The 19,229-nt window shown below is 73.1% G+C and carries 18 protein-coding genes; 10 read left to right on the forward strand and 8 right to left on the reverse strand.

What is annotated here, in order from left to right; all coding sequences use genetic code 11:
* The first annotated feature begins 60 nt into the window (after positions 1–60).
* Positions 61–585, forward strand: a complete 525-nt coding sequence (locus R2D22_RS34580) for a GNAT family N-acetyltransferase (protein ID WP_318109173.1) — start codon at positions 61–63, stop codon at positions 583–585.
* A gap of 22 nt (positions 586–607) precedes the next feature.
* Here R2D22_RS34580 and R2D22_RS34585 read toward each other — a convergent pair whose 3' ends face one another.
* The 5 genes from R2D22_RS34585 to R2D22_RS34605 form a co-directional block, all read right to left on the reverse strand.
* Positions 608–1,186, reverse strand: coding sequence for a YdeI/OmpD-associated family protein (locus R2D22_RS34585; protein WP_318109174.1), 579 nt, complete (start codon positions 1,184–1,186; stop codon positions 608–610).
* Positions 1,187–1,227: 41 nt separating this feature from the next.
* Positions 1,228–2,502, reverse strand: coding sequence for an ATP-binding protein (locus R2D22_RS34590; RefSeq protein WP_318109176.1), 1,275 nt, complete (start codon positions 2,500–2,502; stop codon positions 1,228–1,230).
* Positions 2,503–2,728: 226 nt separating this feature from the next.
* Positions 2,729–3,085: a DUF805 domain-containing protein gene (locus R2D22_RS34595; RefSeq protein WP_318109177.1), complete on the reverse strand. Its 357-nt coding sequence runs from the start codon at positions 3,083–3,085 to the stop codon at positions 2,729–2,731.
* Between the two features lie 194 nt (positions 3,086–3,279).
* The gene (locus R2D22_RS34600) at positions 3,280–3,723 is read right to left on the reverse strand and encodes an SPW repeat protein (RefSeq protein ID WP_318109178.1); all 444 of its coding nucleotides are present in this window, start codon (positions 3,721–3,723) and stop codon (positions 3,280–3,282) included.
* A 60-nt stretch (positions 3,724–3,783) separates the two neighbouring features.
* Positions 3,784–5,595 carry an MFS transporter gene (locus tag R2D22_RS34605; RefSeq protein WP_318109179.1) on the reverse strand — a complete coding sequence of 604 codons (1,812 nt, stop codon included), beginning with the start codon at positions 5,593–5,595 and terminating at the stop codon, positions 3,784–3,786.
* A 147-nt stretch (positions 5,596–5,742) separates the two neighbouring features.
* Here R2D22_RS34605 and R2D22_RS34610 point away from each other — a divergent pair, with 147 nt between their 5' ends.
* From R2D22_RS34610 to R2D22_RS34620, 3 genes are all read left to right on the forward strand, one after another.
* Positions 5,743–6,633, forward strand: coding sequence for a LysR family transcriptional regulator (locus tag R2D22_RS34610; RefSeq protein WP_318109180.1), 891 nt, complete (start codon positions 5,743–5,745; stop codon positions 6,631–6,633).
* Positions 6,634–6,681: 48 nt separating this feature from the next.
* The gene (locus R2D22_RS34615) at positions 6,682–7,557 is read left to right on the forward strand and encodes a DMT family transporter (protein WP_318109181.1); all 876 of its coding nucleotides are present in this window, start codon (positions 6,682–6,684) and stop codon (positions 7,555–7,557) included.
* A gap of 158 nt (positions 7,558–7,715) precedes the next feature.
* Positions 7,716–8,234: a hypothetical protein gene (locus tag R2D22_RS34620; RefSeq protein ID WP_318109183.1), complete on the forward strand. Its 519-nt coding sequence runs from the start codon at positions 7,716–7,718 to the stop codon at positions 8,232–8,234.
* Positions 8,235–8,288: 54 nt separating this feature from the next.
* Here the strand turns inward: R2D22_RS34620 and R2D22_RS34625 are convergent, their stop codons facing one another.
* A complete protein-coding gene (locus R2D22_RS34625) occupies positions 8,289–9,377 on the reverse strand; it encodes an Lrp/AsnC family transcriptional regulator (protein WP_318109184.1) in 1,089 nt (362 codons plus the stop codon).
* Between the two features lie 260 nt (positions 9,378–9,637).
* Here R2D22_RS34625 and R2D22_RS34630 point away from each other — a divergent pair, with 260 nt between their 5' ends.
* On the forward strand, positions 9,638–11,083 hold the full coding sequence (locus R2D22_RS34630) for an MFS transporter (RefSeq protein WP_318109185.1): 1,446 nt from the start codon (positions 9,638–9,640) through the stop codon (positions 11,081–11,083).
* Entirely contained in the window at positions 11,080–12,279 is a 1,200-nt protein-coding gene (locus R2D22_RS34635; protein WP_318109186.1) for an amidohydrolase, read from the forward strand. The genes R2D22_RS34630 and R2D22_RS34635 overlap by 4 nt, the downstream gene beginning before the upstream one ends.
* Positions 12,280–12,380: 101 nt before the next feature.
* On the opposite strand, the gene R2D22_RS34640 is transcribed toward R2D22_RS34635, so the two are convergent.
* Positions 12,381–13,754, reverse strand: a complete 1,374-nt coding sequence (locus tag R2D22_RS34640; protein WP_318109187.1) for a serine hydrolase domain-containing protein — start codon at positions 13,752–13,754, stop codon at positions 12,381–12,383.
* Between the two features lie 169 nt (positions 13,755–13,923).
* Positions 13,924–15,096 carry a winged helix DNA-binding domain-containing protein gene (locus R2D22_RS34645; RefSeq protein WP_318109188.1) on the reverse strand — a complete coding sequence of 391 codons (1,173 nt, stop codon included), beginning with the start codon at positions 15,094–15,096 and terminating at the stop codon, positions 13,924–13,926.
* Between the two features lie 136 nt (positions 15,097–15,232).
* Between R2D22_RS34645 and R2D22_RS34650 the strand changes: the two genes are divergently transcribed.
* The 4 genes from R2D22_RS34650 (at position 15,233) to R2D22_RS34665 (ending at position 19,100) form a co-directional block, all read left to right on the forward strand.
* The gene (locus R2D22_RS34650; RefSeq protein ID WP_318110155.1) at positions 15,233–16,579 is read left to right on the forward strand and encodes a 6-phospho-beta-glucosidase; all 1,347 of its coding nucleotides are present in this window, start codon (positions 15,233–15,235) and stop codon (positions 16,577–16,579) included.
* A 148-nt stretch (positions 16,580–16,727) separates the two neighbouring features.
* Positions 16,728–17,558, forward strand: a complete 831-nt coding sequence (locus R2D22_RS34655) for an ABC transporter substrate-binding protein (protein WP_318109189.1) — start codon at positions 16,728–16,730, stop codon at positions 17,556–17,558.
* 2 nt (positions 17,559–17,560) lie between these two features.
* A complete protein-coding gene (locus tag R2D22_RS34660) occupies positions 17,561–18,349 on the forward strand; it encodes an amino acid ABC transporter permease (protein ID WP_318110157.1) in 789 nt (262 codons plus the stop codon).
* A gap of 7 nt (positions 18,350–18,356) precedes the next feature.
* Entirely contained in the window at positions 18,357–19,100 is a 744-nt protein-coding gene (locus tag R2D22_RS34665; protein WP_318109190.1) for an amino acid ABC transporter ATP-binding protein, read from the forward strand.
* Positions 19,101–19,229: the final 129 nt, after the last annotated feature.

Consider the following 19,229-nt stretch of genomic DNA (forward strand, 5'->3'; position numbering starts at 1 on the left):
CGTCTCGCTCAGCGAGCCGGGTCTGCCGCGGATCCGGGCGGGACTGACATCATCGGGGGCATGTGCTCCGCTCCCGCGCCCTCGGCCCCGTCCGCCGTGCCCATGCCCTGGCCGGCCGTGCTCACCACCGCGCGGCTCGTGCTGCGGCCCGTGGCACGGGCCGACGTGCCGGCCGTCACGCGGCTGTGGACGGACCCGGAGGTACGCCGGCACCTGGGCGGACCGGTCGCCGAGAGCGTGGTGCGGATCAGGCAGCGGCGGTGCGTCGGCGCGTGCGGGGTCTTCGCGGTGGCCCGCGCGGACGACGGGCTGATCACCGGGCTCGTCACCCTGGGGTGGGACGCGCGGCGCGGGGAGACGGAGGTGTCGTACCAGTTCCTGCCCGAGCACTGGGGACAGGGCTACGCGCGCGAGGCGGTGGCGGCGGCCGTCGACTGGGCGCGCGGCGGCTCGCCCACGGTGATCGCGGTGACCCAGGAGGCCAACACCCGCTCGCGCCGGCTCCTGGAGGCCGTCGGCCTGGAGCACGTCGAGTCCTTCGTGGAGTGGGACGCCCACCAGGTCCTGTACCGCACCGCCGGCTGACGCCCGGCGGAGGTCCCCGTCCTCAGACGGGCTTCCGGCCCTCCGTCAGCGCGACCATCATCCGTTCCAGCCGTTGCTCCCGGTTCTCGGGCGTCCGGGCCTGCCAGAGCCGCAGGATCACCAGGTACTGGTCGGTCCGCCCGAGGCCCTCGAAGGAGGCCCGGGCCCGATCGTCGGCCGCCAGCGCCCCGGCCAGATCGTCCGGCACGGTGGCCTCCCGCTGGGACGGGTACGCGGCCGCCCACCGGCCGTCCGCCTGCGCGGCCCGCACCTCCGCGAGGCCCCGCTCCCGCATCCGCCCGGCCGCGTCCAGCGCCTCGACCTTGCGCACGTTCACCTGCGACCAGAGGGCGCGCGGCCGCCGTGGGGTGTACTTCTGCAGGTAGTACCGCTCGTCCCCGGACCGGCGCTGCCCGTCGATCCAGCCGAAGCAGAGCATGCAGTCCAGCGTCTCGACGAGGGGCAGCGACGTCGCGTCGGATCCCTTCCTGGCGATCCTCAGCCACGCCCCCGTCGAGTCGCCTGCGTGCTTCTCCAGCCAGGCCTCCAGACCGGCGCGATCCGTGAACGTCATGACCGGGAGCCCCTCGAACGTGTCCATGACGCCACCCTACGGACCCGGTACGCACGGCGGTCGTACGTTCAGAACCGTGCGTGCGTGGTGATGTCCGACTCGAACTGGGTGATCATCTCCGGGGTCACCGTCGGACGGCACTGGGCGATCGCCGCCAGGTAGTCGGCAGTGGTCGCGCCGGGGGCCGGGTCGCCGGCCGCGGCGAGGTCCCGCTCGAAGGAGGTCTGGGCCGCGATCCGAGCCGCGTGCTCGATGTCGGCGGGGGTGAACAGGTCGCTCGCGGAGACCAGTTCGTCCACGTCCACGTCCGGCCGGCCGTCGGTGTACCGGGACCAGATCGCCGCACGGGCGGCCTTGTCCGGCGTGCCGATCGGGATCAGGTAGTCGAAGCGGCCGGGGCGCAGGAACGCCGGGTCCAGGGAACGGATCGAGTTGGTCGCGCAGACCAGCAACCGCTCGTCGCCCTCGCGGAAACCCGGTATCAGCTTGAGCAGTTCGTTGGTCACGCCGTGCATGCCGCCCGGCTGCGCCGGCTCCGAGCGCACCGGCGCGATCTCCTCGACCTCGTCGATGAAGACCAGCACCCGCTCCAGCTCGGCGATCCGCGCGAACGCGCTGCGCAGCGCCGCCGCCAGGTTGCCCTCGTCGGCGAGGCGCGAGGGCAGGATCTCCACGAACGGCCAGCCGAGCCGGGAGGCGATGCCACGTGCGAAGGTCGTCTTGCCGGTCCCGGGCGGGCCGAACAGACCCACCGCGCGCGGCGGCCGCACCCCGTGCCGCGCCGCGCGCTCCGGCTCGGCCAGCGGGAGCACGACACGCCGCTCGATCAGGTCCTTCTCGGCCTCCATGCCGGCGACCTTGGCCCACAGGTCGCTGGGCAGGAACCGGCCGCCGAGGTCCTCGAGCAGGCTCGCCGCCGGGCCGTGCAGCGGTTCGACCTTCTCGAAGTACGCGACGGCGGGCTGCCGCGTGTAGCCCGCGTTCAGGAGCCCCTCGCCGTGCAGTTCCTCCTCCGGCAGCACGTACGCGATGCGGCCGACCCGGGCCGCGAGCAGGCGCCGCTCCAGCTCCACGAGCAGCGCGCTGGCGAGTCCGCGTCCCCGCCAGGCCGGCTGGATCGCGATCCGCATCACCCAGGCCCGCTCGCCGGCGACGCAGGCGAGCGCCGCCCCGATGGGCACGCCCTGGTGGACGGCGACGACGGCGGGCTGCCGGGAGGTGAGCGCGCCGATGCACTCGGCGAGCGAGAAGACGGACTCCTGTCCGAGTTCGGCCGTGGTGTCGATCAGGTGGACGACCGCGGCGAGATCGCTCTCGCGGTAGTCGTGGATGAGCCAGTTCACCGGTACCGCCCCTCGTTCGTACAGCACGTGCTGTCCCGGTGACGCTAGGCGGCGGGCGGGAGCGCGGTCCTCTGCCACCGTGCACAATCCGCGCCCGGCAAACGCTACGAACCGTCACTGGCGGACGACCGGCGCCCGGGAACGCACGAGGCCCCTGGGAACGCACGAGGCCCCCGGGACCAGGGGTCCCAGGGGCCGCGGAGCCGGGCCTGCGCCGAAGGGGGCGTCAGACGGCCGGGGCGAGCTTCGGGTTCACGCCGTAGGCGTTGTTCTCCGGCTTGCCCTCGCTGGCGAGGAAGACGAGCAGGATGATGCCGCCGACGAGCGGGATGATGCCGACGAGGATCATCCAGCCGGAGCGGCCGGTGTCGTGGAGCCGGCGGACGGCGACGGCGAGCGACGGCACCAGCGTGCCGAGCAGGTAGAGGCCGTAGAGGATGCCGTTGGTGCCCGCGGCGAGGTCTATGCCGAGGAGAACCGCGGCGACGATCATGTTGAGCAGGAAGTACATCCAGTACTCCTTGCGGCGCGCACGGCCGCTGAATACCGCGTACTTCTTCAGAACGTCCAGGTACCAGTTCACAGAGTCCCCCAAGGACCGGGTCAGCCTGCGCCGATGAGCAGGGCCTTTATGCAGAACTTATGTGGCCGAAACCGTGTGGGTCAATTCGTTACCGAGAACTGGTCGTTGGGGGATGTTGTGTCTGGTTTTGACGTGACGAACGGCGTCGCGCTCCGCTCGTGGAGTGCGACGCCGTCGGTGCAGGAGATCGGATTTCAGACCGTATTTCTCGACTTGCTCATGAGCAGGCCGCCCGCCACGAGGGCGAACAGGCACACGCATGCGCCGGTGATGACATTGGAGAGGATCGCGCCGGTACCGGCGTCCCGGGAAACCACCCAGGGAGAGACGATCAGCCAAACACCGAGGAACAGGACGACGAAGTTCAGGTCCTGTGAGCGTTCCGGAACCATCGACATGCACAGCCCCAGCGCCGCGATGCCCAGGCCGACGATCAGGTTGCTGATGGCCAGTTCGGGCTTGGCTGCGGAGAAGTGGACCGTCCATGCGGAGACCGCGGCGTAGATTCCGGCGAGGATCACCAGTTCCTCCACCGCCGCGACACCTCGTGTCTGCAGCATGCGGGCGTAACGCTCTCGCATTTCCGATGCGTCGGGGTGTCCCGAGATATCACCTGGACGGTGAGAGACGTCGGCCATACGACTCGCCTCCTTCGGACGTCTGACCGTCTGGCCGTGTGGCGGCACGATGCCGCTGTTTCATTGTGCTCTTATCTGGCCTTTATGTGTAGATCTGCCCCTTAAGAGATTCGTACAGAATTTGGCCACCGAATCTGCGCACAGTGCCCAAATCGGGCGCGCCGCCGGGCCGTCCCCGGCGTAGCCTGGAATTGGACTCGGGGCCGTTCGTCGCACCGCCGGAGGCGGATGACCATGACCGGAATCGTCAGCAAGACCTTCGACTCCGCGGACGAGACCCGCAGCTTCGAGGACGGCAAGGGCAGGATGGACCTGATCGTCTCCGACGGGGGACCGGTGGGGCGGTCCGTCTTCGAGCCGGGCTGGCAGTGGTCCAAGCACGTCAAGCCGATCGTCGGCACCGAGAGCTGCATGACCCATCACGTCGGTTACGTCGTCAGCGGCCGCATGAAGGTGGTCCTCGACGACGGCACGTCCGCCGAGCTGACCCCCGGCGCCTTCTTCGACGTCGAGCCGGGACACGACGCCTGGGTCCTCGGCGACGAGCCGTGCGTGGCCGTCGACTGGGGCGGCATCGGCGCCTACGCCAAGGCCGACTGACCCTCGTACCCGGCCGCCCACGTGCACAGGGGAGCGTGAACTGCGCCCGCCTGCCCGCGCGGTGGGCCGGTCGAGCGCCCGGGCGCGCCGCAGGAGGGCCGGGGCGCCGATCGCCAGGAACGCGGCGGCGGCCAGCAGGGTCGCCGTCCAGCCGTACGACCCGTACAGCCAGGACGCCGTCAGCGTGCCGAGCGCACCGCCGCCGAACGATGCCAGCATGAAGACGGTGTTGACGCGGGCGGCCGACTCCTTCCCCACGGCGAGGACCCGCGCCTGGGAGGCGACCTGGCTCGCGCTGGTCCCGAGAACCAGCAGGTTGCAGCCGACGGCAAGCGCGGCAGGCGCGTGCGGCAGCAACCCCATCACCGCGAGCGAGACGGCCACGCAGCCGAACGCCCACGCGTTGACAACCGTCGGGCCGTGCCGGTCGGCGAGCCGCCCCGCGGCCGCCGAGAGCAGCGCGGCCGGCACGCTCGCCAGGCCGAACAGCCCGGCCGCCCCCGCGCCGAGCCCCAGCGGCGGCGCCGCCAGATGGAACGACAGCGCGGCCCAGAAGACGCTGTACGCGGCGAACACCGACGCGCCGAGCAGCGCCGCGACCCGCACCTCCCGGTGCGCCGCGAGCAGCCCCGGCAGACCGGCGAGCAGCCGCCCGTACGAGACCGGCGCCGGGGACGCCGGGGCCGGGCGTCGGGTCGGCAGCGCACGCGGCAGGAACAGCAGCACCGCGCCGGTCAGGGCGGCCGACAGCACGTACGCCGCGCGCCAGCTGCCGCTCGCGTCGGCCACCGCACCCGAGACCGTGCGGGACAGGGTCGAGCCGAGCGTCAGGCCGAGCCCGATCAGCCCGACCACGTGCCCTCGACGTTCCGGGCCCGCAAGCGACGCGCCGACCGGCACGAGGATCTGCGGCAACACCGTCGTCGTCGAGACGGCGAGGGTGGCGAGCACGAGGGTCACCGCGTTCGGCGCGGCCGCCGCGACCAGCAGCCCGCCGCAGGTCAGCGCGAGCAGTACGGTCGTCAGCCGGCGCAGGTCCACCAGGTCGGCGAGCGGCGCCAGGAACAGCAGCCCGGCCGCGTAGCCGAACTGTCCTGTCGCCGCGACGATCCCGGCCGTCTGCGCCGACACGTCCAGGCCGCGCGCGACGGTGTCGAGCAGCGGCTGCGGGAAGTACAGGTTGGCGACGGTCACCGCGCCCGCGACGGCGAGCACGAGCACCGGCACCGGCGGAGCGGAGGTGGGGGAGGGCGTACGGGCAGGGGTCGGCACGGCGGAGGGTCCTCCTGAGGGGGGCGGGGCGCGCACCGGGCGGTGTGGGCGCACCAGGTACGCACCAGGCTCCGCCGCGCGCCACGGCCGATCAAGGTGCGAGAATGGAACGTTCGTTTAGCCACGTTCAACGATCGGAGGCGGGCGGTGCTCGAACGCATCGAACTGGAGGCGTTCCTGACGCTGGCCGAGGAACTCCACTTCGGCCGGACCGCCGAACGGCTCGGCGTCACCACCGGCCGGATCAGCCAGACCGTCAAGAAGCTGGAACGCCGCGTCGGGACGCCGCTGTTCGACCGCACCAGCCGCAGCGTGCACCTCACCGACGTGGGCCGCCGGCTGTACGAGGACCTCCGCCCGGCCCGCGAGCTGATCGACACCGCGCTCGCCCGGGCCGCCGCCGCGGCCCGCGGCCCGGCGACGACCCTGCGGGTCGGTTTCTCCACCCCGTGGGGCGGCGAGCGCGTCGCCCGCGCCGCGGAGGCGTTCCGCCGCCACGACGCAGCCGCCGACTGCGCGATCGACATCCAGGAGGTCCAGCTGGACGGAGCGTTCCGCCCCCTGCTCGAGGGCGAGCTCGACCTCCAGCTCGCCGCGTTCCCCGTCCGGGAACCCGGCCTGACCACCGGCCCCGTGCTCTGGTCCGAGCCCCGCGTCCTGCTCGTCCCCGCCGGCCACCCGCTCGCCACCCGCACCGCCGTCTCCCTCGAAGACCTCGCCGACGTACCCCTGGTGACCGCGTCCGGTCCCCACCCCGCCTACTGGCTCGACGCCCACTTCCCGCGCCGCACCCCCTCCGGCCGGCCGATCCCGCGCGGCCCCGTCGCCGCGTCCTGGCAGGAGGTGCTCTCCCACGTCGGCGCCGGCCGGGGCGTCGCCACCGGGGCGGCCCGGGGCGCCGAGTACCATCCGCGGCCCGGCGTCGTGTACGTGCCCTTCGACGACGCCCCGCCCCTCGCGTACGGCCTGGTCTGGCGGACCGCGGCCGACGGCGCCGAACTGCGCGCGTTCGTCCGGACGGTCCACACCACGACCTGACGACGTGTCCCACCAGGCCACCCGTACCACCGCGGCTACGGTGGCCCGATGCAGCGTGCCCCCGACCCTGCGGCGCTCGCCCTGTTCGCCGCGTGCGTGGTGCTCGCCGGCGGGAACGCGGTCGGCGTCCGCTTCAGCAACCGCGAACTCGACCCTCTGTGGGGCGCGTTCCTCCGATTCGGCGCCGCCTCGGTCATCCTGCTCGCCGTCATGGCCTTCCGCCGCCTCCGCCCGCCCCGCGGCCGGGCCCTCGCCGGCGTCGTCCTCTTCGGCGTCCTGAACTTCGGCGTCACCTTCGCCCTCGCCTACTACGCCCTGGTCCGCATCCACGCCGGCCTCGGCCAGACCCTCCTGGCGCTCGTCCCCCTCGTCACCCTGCTGCTCGCCGTGGCCCAGCGCCTGGAACGGTTCCATCTGCTCGCCGGGATCGGCACCCTGTGCGCGGCGGCCGGCGTCGGCGTCGTCTCCCGCCCGTTCCAGGGCTCGGTGCCGACGCTGTCGCTGCTGGCCATGCTGGGGGCCGTCCTGTCCTTCTCCCAGTCGATCGTGCTCGTCCGCAGGCTGCCCAAGGTCCACCCGGTGACGATGAACGCCGTCGGCATGTCCGCCGCGGCCGTCCTGCTCCTCGCCGGATCCGCCGCGGCCGGCGACACCTGGAAACTGCCCGACCGGGCCGCGACCTGGTGGGCCCTGGCGTACGTGGTGGTGGCCGGCTCGGTCCTGACCTTCGTCCTGTACCTGATGGTCATCCAGCGCTGGGGCGCGTCCCGCGCGGCGTACCTCTTCGTCGTCGTCCCCGTCGTGACGATCCTGCTGTCGGCCTGGCTCGACGACGAACCCCTCACCGCGTCCCTCCTCCTCGGCACTCCGCTCATCCTGCTGGGCGTCTACCTGGGCGCCCTGCACGAGAGGGAGCGCGGCTGAGGACGGGTTCGGCTCTCGTGCACGACACTCGCCACGGGCCGCTGATGCGGCGGCCCGCCGCCCGGCGCACGCTGGAGGGGAGGACGGCCCCGGGCGGGGCGAGCCCCGCACGAGCCCGCCCGTGCCGCCGCCACGCCGTACGGCAGGGGAGGTCCCGCATGCCGACGACTCCGCCCCCGCCCGGCTGGGGCCCCCGCCCGCCGGAAGGACCGCCCCCGTCCGGCCCCTCCGGCCCGCAGGTGCCCGGCTGGGCCGCGCCGCCGCCGCGGCCTCCGAAGCGGACGAACACCTGGCTCGTCGTCGCGCTGGTCCTCGGCGGCCTCGCGGTCCTCGCCGTCGTCGGCATCATCGTGGCGATCGTCGTCGTCGAGCGGACGGTGGACAACCCGCCCGGTGACGGACCCGCCGCCGACGTCGAGATCACCGCCTGCGAGGTCGACGGCGACACACGCTGGCCGCGCGCCGACCTGACCGTCACCAACCGCAGCAGCAAGACCAGCGACTACGTCATCAGCATCGAGTTCGTGACCGCCTCCGGCACCCGGGTGGCGGAGGCGAACGCCTCCGTGGACAACCTCGCACCCGACCAGGCATCCCAGGACCGTGCGCAGAGCCTGACCCAGGTCGAAGGGCCGGTCAGCTGCAACATCACCGACGTCGCCCGCTTCGCCTCCTGACCCCGACCCGCCTCGGGCGACCCCTCGGGCCGACCCGCCTCGGCGCGACCCGCTTCAGCGCGGCCCCGGATGCGGCGGCTGCGCGCGCTCGGGTCCGTCCGCGAACCCCGCCCGCTTGTACGTGCGCATCAGGACCGCCACCTCGGCCGACGCGACCCCCTCCAGCCCGCCCAGCACCCGGGCGGTGAAGTCGTGCAGGTCGCGCGTCGAGCGGTGGCTCGCGTAGCCGAGCAGCGTCGTCGTACCGGTCGTCACGACCAGGTGGCGGACCGCCGGCTCCCGGGCCAGCCGGCGCACCGCGCCGTCGAGTCGCGCATGGCTCACGGCCAGCCGGAACCGCGCCTCGACCGGGTAGCCGAGCACCGTGGGCTCCGCGTGCAGCCGCAGGTGGAGGACGTGCGAGGTCATCAGGCGGGCAAGGCGGCGACGGGCGGTGGTCTCGCCGACCCGCAGCCCGCGCGCCAGGCGGGTCGTCGACATCCGGGCGTCGTCGTGCAGCAGTGCGACCAGGCGACGGTCCAGCTCGTCCACGACGATCGGCTCCGGCAGCGCGCGGCCCTCGATCGCGTGCCGCCGCACGTCCGTCGGCTCGTCGTCGTACGGCGCCCAGTCGCTGGCCGTCAGCAGCAGCCGCAGCACCACCGACGAATGCACGTCGACGACTCCGTCGAGCCGGCCGATCCCCGCGTCGACCAGGGTCAGCAGGGCGTCGTGGTCGGGCACGTTCAGCTCGGCGAACACGTCCAGCGCGCCGGTGGCCACCTCCACGGACCGCGCCTCCGGACTGCGCGCCAGCGCCAGCGCCGTCTCGTGCACCCGCCCGGGGGCGCACCGGACTGCCAGCTCGGCGGTGACGCCCTCGCCGAGGTACTCGGGGATCAGTGCCGCGGTGAACCCCACCGCGCCGCTCGCGGTCATCCGCTCCAGGCGCCGCGCGACGGTCCGCTCGTGGACCCCGGCCGCGGCCGCCACCTCGGAGAACGGCGCCCGCGGATCGCGGTGCAGGGCCCGCAGCACCGCGTGGTCCAGCGCGTCGAGCGCGAGCGGAGCGCCGGGAGCGCCCGACGCGGGCGGCTCGGTCGCCATCGGAACCTCCAGGGGCGGGACGACGGGGGAGCGGTCCGGCTCCGGACCGTACGGCATACACCGGAGGCGTCCTCGCGACGTGACCGAGCCCGCCCGCGGGTCGCGGCCCGATGCCCGAATCCGCCGCACGGACCCCTCTCCGTGCCGCCTTCACCCGATTATGGGGCGCACTCTTGCCCGAGTCCCTGCTCGCTGGCGACATTGTGGTGCGGATTTCGCCTCGTGGCACGCCGGTGAACCGGCCGCCCGGCGCAGGCCCCCGCCCCCCGCACACTCCTGCCCCGGCCCCCGGGGCCCTCCTCGAACAGGTGGTACGTATGACGGACCCCGGAACCCTGCACGCTCCACCGGCGGCGCGGGCCGTCCGCGCGACCCCCGCGGCGGCCGTGATCGGCGCCGTGGCGCTGGTGGAGCTGTCCAGCGGCATCACCCAGGGCTTCCTGTCGCCGCTGCTGAAGGGCCTCACCGACACCCTCCGGGTGACCGCGGCCGACCTGAACTGGATCAGCATCGCGAACCTGCTGGCCAGCGTCGCGTTCACGCCCGTGCTGTCCCGCATGGGCGACCTGTACGGCCACCGCCGCATCCTGCGGTGGAACCTCGCGATCGTGCTCCTCGGCTCGGTCCTGGTGGGCCTGAGCCGGTCCTTCGAGGTGCTGCTCGTCGGCCAGATCCTGCAGGGCGCGTTCGCGGGCTTCTTCCCGCTCCTCGTCGGCATCCTGCGCAACCGCAACGGTGACTCCGAGAGCCGCCGGGGCATCAGCTACATGGTCGCCGCGCTCGTCGCCGGCATCGCCTTCGGCCTGGTCGCCAGCGGCTTCGTGGCCCGTTCGGTGGACAGCCCCACCGCCGCCCTCTGGGTGCCCGCCGCCGCCGTCGGCCTGGCCCTCGCCGTCACCTGGCCGCTGCTGCCGGAGTCCGAGGCGCGGCCCGGCGGCCGGATCGACTGGGCGGGCGGCGTCCTGCTCAGCATCGGCCTGGTGGCGGTCATGCTCGGGCTCGGGATGGGCGGACTGCCCGGCTGGGAGTGGACGTCCCTCCGCACCCTCGGCTGCCTGGTCGGCGGCGCCCTCGTCACGGCCCTCTGGGTGATCGTCGAGCTACGCACCGCCGAGCCGATGATCGACGTCCGGATGTTCCGGCACCGCAACGTCGTCACCGTCTCCCTGGTGACCCTCACCTTCACCTTCCCGATGATCGGCCTCCAGGTCGCGAACCCGGTGTTCCTGGGCACCGGCCCGGCGGAGCACGGTTACGGGCTCGGTCTCGACCCGTTCGCCATCGGTCTGGCCATGCTGCCCAACATGCTCGCCCTCGCGCTCGGCGCGCTGGCCGCGCCCGCCGTCGCCGCCGCGATCTCCGACCGGCTCACGCTGTGCGCCGGATCGCTCCTGATGGCCGCCGGCTACCTGGTCTCGCTGACCTGGCACGGCTCGATGCTCCCGTTCCTCGCGGGCACGGCCGTCGCGGGCCTCGGCGCCGGTTTCCTGCAGCACTCCACCCGGACGCTCGCCGTCGAGTCCGTGCCGCACGACCGGACCTCGGTCGGCTCGGGCATCAACGAACTCCTCATCAACGTCGGCGGCTCGATCGGCGCCGCAGCCGTGCTCACCGTCTTCGCCGCCCGCACCCCGGCCGGCGAGGCGCTGCCCGAGCTCAGCGCGTACACCACCTCGTGGACGATCTGCGTGGTCATCTCGCTGGTGGGCGCCGCGATCGCCCTGTGCTACCGCACCGCCAAGCACCGTGAGGCCCGCTCGTGACCACCGCCGCAGCCACCACCGACGTCCTGCGTGAGCAGGCCCGCGCCGTCGTGACGCGCCGTCAGGACGAGGTCCTCGCGCTCAGCCACCAGCTGCACGCCGACCCCGAACTCGCCTACGAGGAGCACCGGTCGGCCCGCCGGATCGCCGACCTCGCCGAGGCCGCGGGCTTCGACGTGACGCGCGGCGTCTGCGACCTGCCGACCGCGTTCACCGCCACGGCGGGCAGCGGCGAGCTCGTGATCGGCATCTGCGCCGAGTACGACGCGCTGCCGGACATCGGCCACGCCTGCGGTCACAACGTCAACGGCGCGGCCTCCGTCGCCGCCGCCCTCGCTCTCGCGCCGCTCGCCGACGAACTCGGCATCACCGTCAAACTGCTCGGAACCCCGGCCGAGGAGTTCGGCGGCGGGAAGGTCGACATGCTGCGCGGCGGGGCCTTCGACGACGTCGCCGCCGCGATGATGGTGCACGCCGCGCCGCAGGACTCGGTCGGCATGAGCTCGCTGGCCATCAGCAGCTGGAAGGTCGGCTACACCGGGCGCGCCGCGCACGCCGCCGCGATGCCCGAGCGCGGCGTCAACGCCGCCGACGCGATGATGATCGCGCAGGTCGCCATCGCCGCGTACCGGCAGCAGATGCGCCCCGGAGCCGTCGTCTCCGGCGTCGTCACCTCCGGCGGCGAGGCCGCCAACGTCATCCCGGCCCGCACCGCCGCCGACTACGACTGCCGGGCGGTGACCAGCGAGGAACTCGCCGAACTCCAGGCACGGGTACGCGCCTGCTTCGAGGCCGGCGCGCTGGCCACCGGCGCCGAACTCGCCCTGGAGACCGTCGGCAACGACTACGCCGACCTGCGCCAGGACCTGGCCATCGGCCGCAGCTACCTGTCCGCCGCCCGCGCGCTCGGCCGGGACGTCCTGGCCGCGGACCCGGCCCTCCGGGGCGGCTCGACGGACATGGGCAACGTCTCGCACGTCGTCCCGACCATCCACCCGATGATCGGCTACGACTGCGGCGACACGATCATGCACAACCCGGAGTTCACCCGCTTCGGCACCACCCCGCAGGCCGACCGCGCCGTCCTGGACGGCGGTCTCGCCATGGCGTGGACCGCCCTGGACCTGGCCACCGACCCGGCCCACCGGCAGGGCCTGCTCGCCCGCCTCGCCGCCCGCGGGCCGTACCGGGACTGAGGACCCCGGCGGGCTTCCGGGCTTCCCGAACGGGGCCGGGCAGGAGCAGGGACGGCCGCTCCTGCCCGGCCCTCACCCTTCCTGCCCGGCCCTCACCTCTCCTACCGGGCGGCGGCCCGGAGGCCGAGCTGCCGGGGCGTGACCGTCGCGTGGGCGAAAGGCACCGCCTTCAGGTCCTGCGGGGCCTTCCCGACCCGCGCCGGCGCGCCCAGAGCGCGGTCCATGTACGCGACGAGCGCGTTCGTGACGGGGTCCGGCTTCGGCGTGCCGTCCTCCTCGTAGCGCTGGTACTTCATCAGGTTGTAGGCGATCGTCGCCTGTCGGCGGCCGTCCTCCGTGGACAGGGCCCAGGTGCCCGCGCCGAACACCCCGCCGTCGTGCCCCCAGTACCAGCCGCCACTCGGCAGCCGCAGCGTGTACAGGCCGAGCCCGTACCGCATGCGCACCTCTTCGCCCGCAGGGGGGTCGTACGCCGGCACCGTCGTCTTCATCTCCCGCAGCTCGGCCGCACCGAGCAGCTTGCCGCTCAGCAGCAGCCGGTAGAACGTGGCGAGGTCGGACGGCGTCGACACCATCGCCCCGACCGTCCAGGCCCAGGACATGTCGTACTCGCTGTAGTCCCGGGCGGGCTCGATCAGCCCGAAGAACGACTCGTACATCTTCGGGTGCGGCCCGGACAGCTTCGCGGAGGCCGGGAAGTAGGTGTGCTTCAGACCGGCCCGGCGTATGACGTTGCGCGTGATGTACGCCTCCGCGTCCTGGCCCGTCACCTTCTCCAGGAGCAGCCCGGCGAGGATGTAGTTGGTGTTGGAGTAGGCGTGCTTGCCGAGCGGCGCGGCGGCCGGCGCGGCGAGACCGAGCCGGACCAGTTCCTCCGGCTCGATGTGCCGGAAGCGGTTCGCGTCCAGGGCCTTGCCCGGGTCCTCCAGGATGCCGGGGAACGCCGGCAGTACGTAGTCGCCGATGCCGCTGGTGTGGTTGAGCAGCATCCGGACCGTCACCTGCCGGCCCCGCTCGCCGGGTACCAGCTCCGGGAGGTACCGGCCGATCGGCGCGTCCAGGTCGATCCGGCCGCGCGCCGACTGCTGGAGCACGGCGACCGCGGTGAACGTCTTGGTGATGCTGCCGATCCGGTGCTCCATGTCGGCCCGCATCGGTTGCCGCGTGTCGATGTCGGCGAAGCCGGTCGCGCCGCGCCAGCGCGCGGAGCCGTCCCGGACCGTCGAATGGGCTCCGTACATGCCCGCCTCGTGGAAGGCGTCGAGGGCCGTGCGCAGGGCTGCGCGGTCCAGCGGGGCGGCCGGGGCCGTCGCGACCGGGGCGGCGGCCCCGGCGAGTCCCTCGGGGCCCACCGCCTGGGCGGGGAGCGTCCCGAGAGCCAGGGACGCCAGGGCCACGGCGGCGAGGGCCGCCAGGCGCGTCCGGCTGGGACGGGACGTCGCTCCGTTGCCGGTGCTCGGACGGGTCAGGCGCATGGGGAACGGGTCCTGTTCTCGTGGGAGGTGGTCTACCCGACCCATCCTCACCGCGCCCCGCGCACCCCTGCGTCCACCCCCGGAACGATCTCGCACCCGGAATTCCGATGACAAATGTCATGCGGGGCACGCCGCCTGACGATATGTCAGTGCAGCTGACGGCCGTCCGTCAGGCCGTCAGCTCCTTGGTGAGCGGGGCGGGGAACCGGGTCACCATACGGTGGTGCGCCAGCCACTCCTGCAGCGCCGCCGCCTCAGCCTCCACCGCGTCCCGGGCCTCCGCGCCGCGGTCGACGAGGAGGCGCCAGGCGATCTCCCCGTCCGCGCGCTGCGCCCACGCGCCCACGATCTCGCCGTTCCACCAGACCGTCGGGCCCCCGTTGCCCGCGCTGTCGTAGAGCAGCGGCCGGTGCGCCGGGTCGACGTACCAGTCACGGTGCTTCCAGCCCATCGTCGCCGGGTCCAGGCCGGGCAGCAGCGCCGCCCACGGTGTCGCCGCGTCGTCGGTTCCCAGCTCCGCGGCGAGCCGGTCGGCGGACAGGGCGAAGCCCGTGCCCTCCGCCATCTCCACCTCCGCCGGGCCGATCCGGCCGAGCGCCTCGCGGACCTGTCCGTTCGGCCAGCCCGTCCACCACGTGAGGTCCTCCAGCGTGCCGGGGCCGTAGCACGCGAGCCACAGGCGGAGCAGTTCCGTCCGCGCCTCCGTCGGGTCCATCGGCGGCATCTCCGGGGCCACCGAGTACCGGAACTGGTTGGACGTCCAGCCGCCGAGCGGCCGGCCGCGCCGGATCCGCCCCTCCATCGCGAGCAGCCGCAGCACCCAGCCGCCCACCCGCTGCGTCTGCTGGTACGGCTTGCCCGGCGACATCACGACCGTCTCCTGCAGCGCGGGGACCTCGGCCGTCAGCTCGACCGCCCCGGCCTCGCCCAGCCGGGTCAGGGCGGCCAGCGCGGCCGTCTCCGCGGCGTTCAGCCACCGCTCGTTGCGCGCCGGCCCGGTCGCCGCCAGGTGCTTGAGCAGCACGGCGCGCTCGCGCCGCGCGATCGCCTCGGAGGTCGAATGGTGGAACACCGGCACGAGATCCGTGGGGACGACGAACAGCGTGCGCCGCATGCAGTGCATCCGCAGCAGCGTGCGGTCCTCGTACAGGGCCCGCTCCACGTCCACCGGCGAGGGCTCCCGGACCCGCGCCCGTGCGGACAGCACCACACTGGCGGCGTCGGTGGCGTGCAGCCCGACCAGCGTCTCGGCCACGTCCTCGACGAGCCCGGCCCGGTCCCCGGGCGCCAGCAGATGACGGTGGCCGAGCAGCCCGCGGCGCTCGGCAGGAGTGATCCGCATGTTTCCAGCCTAGGCTGAGGCGCCGCCCGGCGCGCCGTCCTGCCACCGAGCCCGCCCCGTCGGCGTGTCCGCCGCACGACCGCCCCGCGGACCGGGCAGTAGGGTGCACGGTGTGCTTGCCGAACGACGACACCGGGTGACCCTGACCATCCTCGGCGGGGGCGGCTTCCGCGTCCCGCTCGTGTACGGTGCCCTGCTGCGCGACCGGCGCGAGGGTCGCGTCACCCACGTCACGCTGCACGACGTCGACCCCGGCCGGCTCGCCGCCGTCGCCCGCGTCCTCGCCGAGCAGGCCGCGGACGTCCCCGACGCGCCGGAGGTACGCGTCACCGCCGACCTCGACGACGCCCTGCGCGGGACCGACTTCGTCTTCTCCGCCATCCGCGTCGGCGGCCTGGAGGGCCGCGCGGCCGACGAGCGGGTCGCCCTGGCGGAGGGCGTCCTCGGCCAGGAGACCGTCGGCGCGGGAGGCATCGCGTACGGACTGCGCACGTTGCCCGTCGCCGTCGACATCGCCCGCCGCGTGGCGCGGCTCGCCCCCGACGCCTGGGTCATCAACTTCACCAACCCCGCGGGCCTGGTCACCGAGGCGATGTCCCGGCACCTCGGCGACCGCGTCATCGGCATCTGCGACTCGCCCGTCGGCCTCGGTCGCCGCATCGCCCGGATCCTCGGCGCGGACCCCGCCCGCGCGCGGATCGACTACGTCGGGCTCAACCACCTCGGCTGGGTACGCGCCCTGCACGTCGACGGCCGCGACGAGCTGCCCCGGCTGCTCGCCGACCCGAAGCTCCTCGAATCCTTCGAGGAGGGGCGGCTGTTCGGCGCGGAGTGGCTGCGCTCCCTCGGCGCGATCCCCAACGAGTACCTGCACTACTACTACTTCAACCGCGAGGCCGTCCGCGCCTACCAGGAGGCCGAGCAGACCCGGGGCGCGTTCCTGCGCGACCAACAGGCCCGGTTCTACGCGGAGATGGCCGATCCGGCGGCTCCCGCGTGGCGTACCTGGGACCGCACCCGCGCCGAGCGCGAGGCCACCTACATGGCGGAGAACCGGGACGTGGCCGGCGTCGGCGAACGCGAGGCCGAGGACCTGGAGTCCGGGGGGTACGAGCAGGTCGCCCTCGCCCTGATGCGGGCGGTCGCGCGCGACGAGCGGACCACCCTGATCCTCAACGTCCGCAACCGGACCACCCTCGCCGCCCTCGACGCCGACGCGGTCGTCGAAGTGCCCTGCCTGGTGGACGCGAACGGCGCCCACCCGCTGGCCGCCGACCCCCTGCCGTACCACGCGACCGGTCTGGTCACCGCCGTGAAGGCGGTGGAACGCGAGGTGATCGCGGCCGCGGACGGCGGCTCGCGCGCCGCCGCGGTGAAGGCCTTCGCGCTGCACCCGCTCGTCGACTCCGTCGCCGTCGCCCGCCGGCTCCTGGACGGCTACACCGCCGTCCACCCCGGACTCGACTACCTCCGCGACCGATAGCGCGACGGACGGCCGGGCCGGGACCACGACCGGTAGATCGTCCACGCCCCCTGGCGTTTCCTGATCGACTCCGACATCCTTTGCGTCATTCGCGAGCGCGGACCGATGTCGATCCGCTCTGTTCCGGCCAACAGCACAAGGGGAATGCATGAGCTCGTTCCGCCTGTCCTACCGCCGTATCGCCGCCATATCCCTGCCCCTCGTCCTTGCCGCGCCGCTTACCGCCTGCGGCAGCGGCGACGAGGGGGCCACCGTCAAGGGTGCGAAACTCGTCAAGTCCGGTCAACTGACGACCTGCACTCATCTCCCGTACGCACCCTTCCAGTCCGAGAAGGACGGCAAGGTGGTCGGATTCGATGTCTCGATGATCGACCTGGTCGCCGCCGACCTCGGTCTCAAGCAGGTCGTCGTGGACAAGTCCTTCGAGACCATCAAGACCGGCGCGGACCTCAACGCCAACGTCTGCGACGTCGCCGCCGCGGGCATGACGATCACCGACGAGCGCAAGAAGAACCTCGACTTCTCCGCGCCCTACTTCGACGCCACCCAGGCGCTGCTCGCCCGCAAGGGCGTCAAGGCCGCCACCGTCGAGGAGATCGTCCAGAAGAAGCTCAAGCTCGGCTCCCAGTCCTCCACCACCGGCGAGGACTTCGCGCGCGAGCACGGCGCCGACCCGCAGTCCTTCGAGAGCTCCGACGCCGAGCTCAACGGACTGCGCACCGGTCAGGTCGACGTCATCGTGCAGGACTACCCCGTCGTGCAGAACTGGCTCAAGGACCCCGCCAACGTCGACAAGTTCGAGATCGTCGGCAACCTCGACACCGGAGAGCAGTACGGCTTCGCGGTCAAGAAGGACGGCAACCCCGAGCTCCTGAAGATGATCGACAAGGCCATCGCGGACGCCAAGGCCGACGGCACGTACAAGAAGCTGTACGAGCAGTGGATCGGCCCCATGCCGAAGGGCGCCGACGCCTCGTGACCATGTCGCCGCGCCGCAGGCGCCGCGTCGTGCGTTCCGTCCAGTACGCGGTGTTCGCGGCGGCCCTCGCGGCCGTCGTGACACTGGCCGACTGGCAGCGGCTCCAGGAGCAGTTCCTCGAACCCGACGTGGCCCGCAGGCTCTTCCCCGAGCTCATCACGGTCGCCCTGCTCAACACCATCGCGTACACCCTCAGCGGCTTCGCCGTGGGCCTCGTCCTCGGCCTCGTCGTCGCCCTGATGCGGCTGTCCTCCGTCGGCCCGTACCGCTGGGTCGCCACCGTGTACATCGAGCTGTTCCGCGGCCTGCCCGCGCTGCTCATCTTCATCTTCGTCGGGGTCGGCGTCCCGCTCGCCTTCCCCGGGCTCGTGTTCCCCGGCGGCACGTACGGGCAGGTCGCCTGTGCGCTCGGCCTGGTGTCGGCGGCGTACATGGCGGAGACGATCCGGGCCGGCATCCAGGCCGTGCCGCGCGGCCAGCTGGAGGCGGCCCGGTCCCTCGGCATGTCGCAGTTCACCGCGATGCGCTCGATCGTGATCCCGCAGGCGTTCCGGATCGTCGTGCCGCCGCTCACCAACGAACTCGTCCTGCTCTTCAAGGACTCCTCGCTGGTGCTGTTCCTCGGCGTGACGCTCCAGCAGCGCGAACTCACCAAGTTCGGCCGGGACCTGGCCAGTACCACCGCCAACACCACCCCCATCTTCGTCGCGGGCCTCTGCTACCTCCTGGTGACCGTCCCGCTCGGCCAGGTGGTGCGCCGCCTCGAGGCCAAGCACGCGAAGGCGAGGTGACCGCGCCATGACCGCGGCCATCGAGATCAGGAACCTGCGCAAGTCCTTCGGCGACCACGAGGTGCTGCGCGGCATCGACTTCACCGTCGCCCCCGGCGAGGTGGTCTGCGTCATCGGGCCCTCGGGGTCCGGCAAGTCCACCCTGCTGCGCTGCGCGAACCTCCTGGAGGAACCCACCGGCGGCACCGTCACCGTCGACGGCGTCGACCTCACCGACCCGGACGTCGACCTGGACGCCGTACGCCGCCGGATCGGCATGGTCTTCCAGCAGTTCAACCTCTTCCCGCACCTCAGCGTCCTGGAGAACCTGACCATCGCCCAACGGCGGGTCCTGGGCAGGGGAAAGGCGGAGGCGGCCGCCGTCGGCCGGGAGAACCTGGCCAAGGTCGGACTCGCCGACCGCGCCGACAGCTACCCGGCCCAGCTCTCCGGCGGCCAGCAGCAGCGCGTCGCCATCGCCCGAGCCCTGTCGATGGGTCCCGCGCTGATGCTCTTCGACGAGCCGACCAGCGCCCTCGACCCCGAACTCGTCGGCGACGTGCTCGCCGTGATGCGGGCGCTCGCCGACGAGGGCATGACGATGATGGTCGTCACGCACGAGATGGGCTTCGCCCGCGACGTCGCCGACCGGGTCGTGTTCATGGACGACGGCCGGGTCGTCGAGGAGGGCTCGCCCGAGCAGGTCCTCGGCGACCCCGCCCACGAACGCACCCGCGCGTTTCTCGCCCGGGTGCTGCAGACCGAACCCTGAGGCCGGGGGAGGGGCCGGCAGGGCGGCGCGCGGCGCGCCGCCCATGCGCCCGAGCGCGCTCCCCGGCGCGGTTGACCCGCCCCGGGGAGCCCGTCACACTCGGGCGTCGGCGTCGACCACCGCAACCCC

Origin of the sequence: Streptomyces sp. HUAS YS2 (assembly GCF_033343995.1) — a bacterium.
GTDB lineage: Bacteria > Actinomycetota > Actinomycetes > Streptomycetales > Streptomycetaceae > Streptomyces > Streptomyces solicathayae.

What these genes read in the sequence shown, in the direction of transcription:
- R2D22_RS34585 (WP_318109174.1), bottom strand. Translation starts at nt 1,186, where the DNA reads ATGGACACGTTCGAGGGGCTCCCGGTCATGACGTTCACGGATCGCGCC.
- R2D22_RS34580 (WP_318109173.1), top strand. Translation starts at nt 61, where the DNA reads ATGTGCTCCGCTCCCGCGCCCTCGGCCCCGTCCGCCGTGCCCATGCCC.
- R2D22_RS34655 (WP_318109189.1), top strand. Translation starts at nt 16,728, where the DNA reads ATGAGCTCGTTCCGCCTGTCCTACCGCCGTATCGCCGCCATATCCCTG.
- R2D22_RS34660 (WP_318110157.1), top strand. Translation starts at nt 17,561, where the DNA reads ATGTCGCCGCGCCGCAGGCGCCGCGTCGTGCGTTCCGTCCAGTACGCG.
- R2D22_RS34600 (WP_318109178.1), bottom strand. Translation starts at nt 3,723, where the DNA reads ATGGCCGACGTCTCTCACCGTCCAGGTGATATCTCGGGACACCCCGAC.
- R2D22_RS34625 (WP_318109184.1), bottom strand. Translation starts at nt 9,377, where the DNA reads ATGCCGTACGGTCCGGAGCCGGACCGCTCCCCCGTCGTCCCGCCCCTG.
- R2D22_RS34620 (WP_318109183.1), top strand. Translation starts at nt 7,716, where the DNA reads ATGCCGACGACTCCGCCCCCGCCCGGCTGGGGCCCCCGCCCGCCGGAA.
- R2D22_RS34645 (WP_318109188.1), bottom strand. Translation starts at nt 15,096, where the DNA reads ATGCGGATCACTCCTGCCGAGCGCCGCGGGCTGCTCGGCCACCGTCAT.
- R2D22_RS34640 (WP_318109187.1), bottom strand. Translation starts at nt 13,754, where the DNA reads ATGCGCCTGACCCGTCCGAGCACCGGCAACGGAGCGACGTCCCGTCCC.
- R2D22_RS34615 (WP_318109181.1), top strand. Translation starts at nt 6,682, where the DNA reads ATGCAGCGTGCCCCCGACCCTGCGGCGCTCGCCCTGTTCGCCGCGTGC.
- R2D22_RS34665 (WP_318109190.1), top strand. Translation starts at nt 18,357, where the DNA reads ATGACCGCGGCCATCGAGATCAGGAACCTGCGCAAGTCCTTCGGCGAC.
- R2D22_RS34630 (WP_318109185.1), top strand. Translation starts at nt 9,638, where the DNA reads ATGACGGACCCCGGAACCCTGCACGCTCCACCGGCGGCGCGGGCCGTC.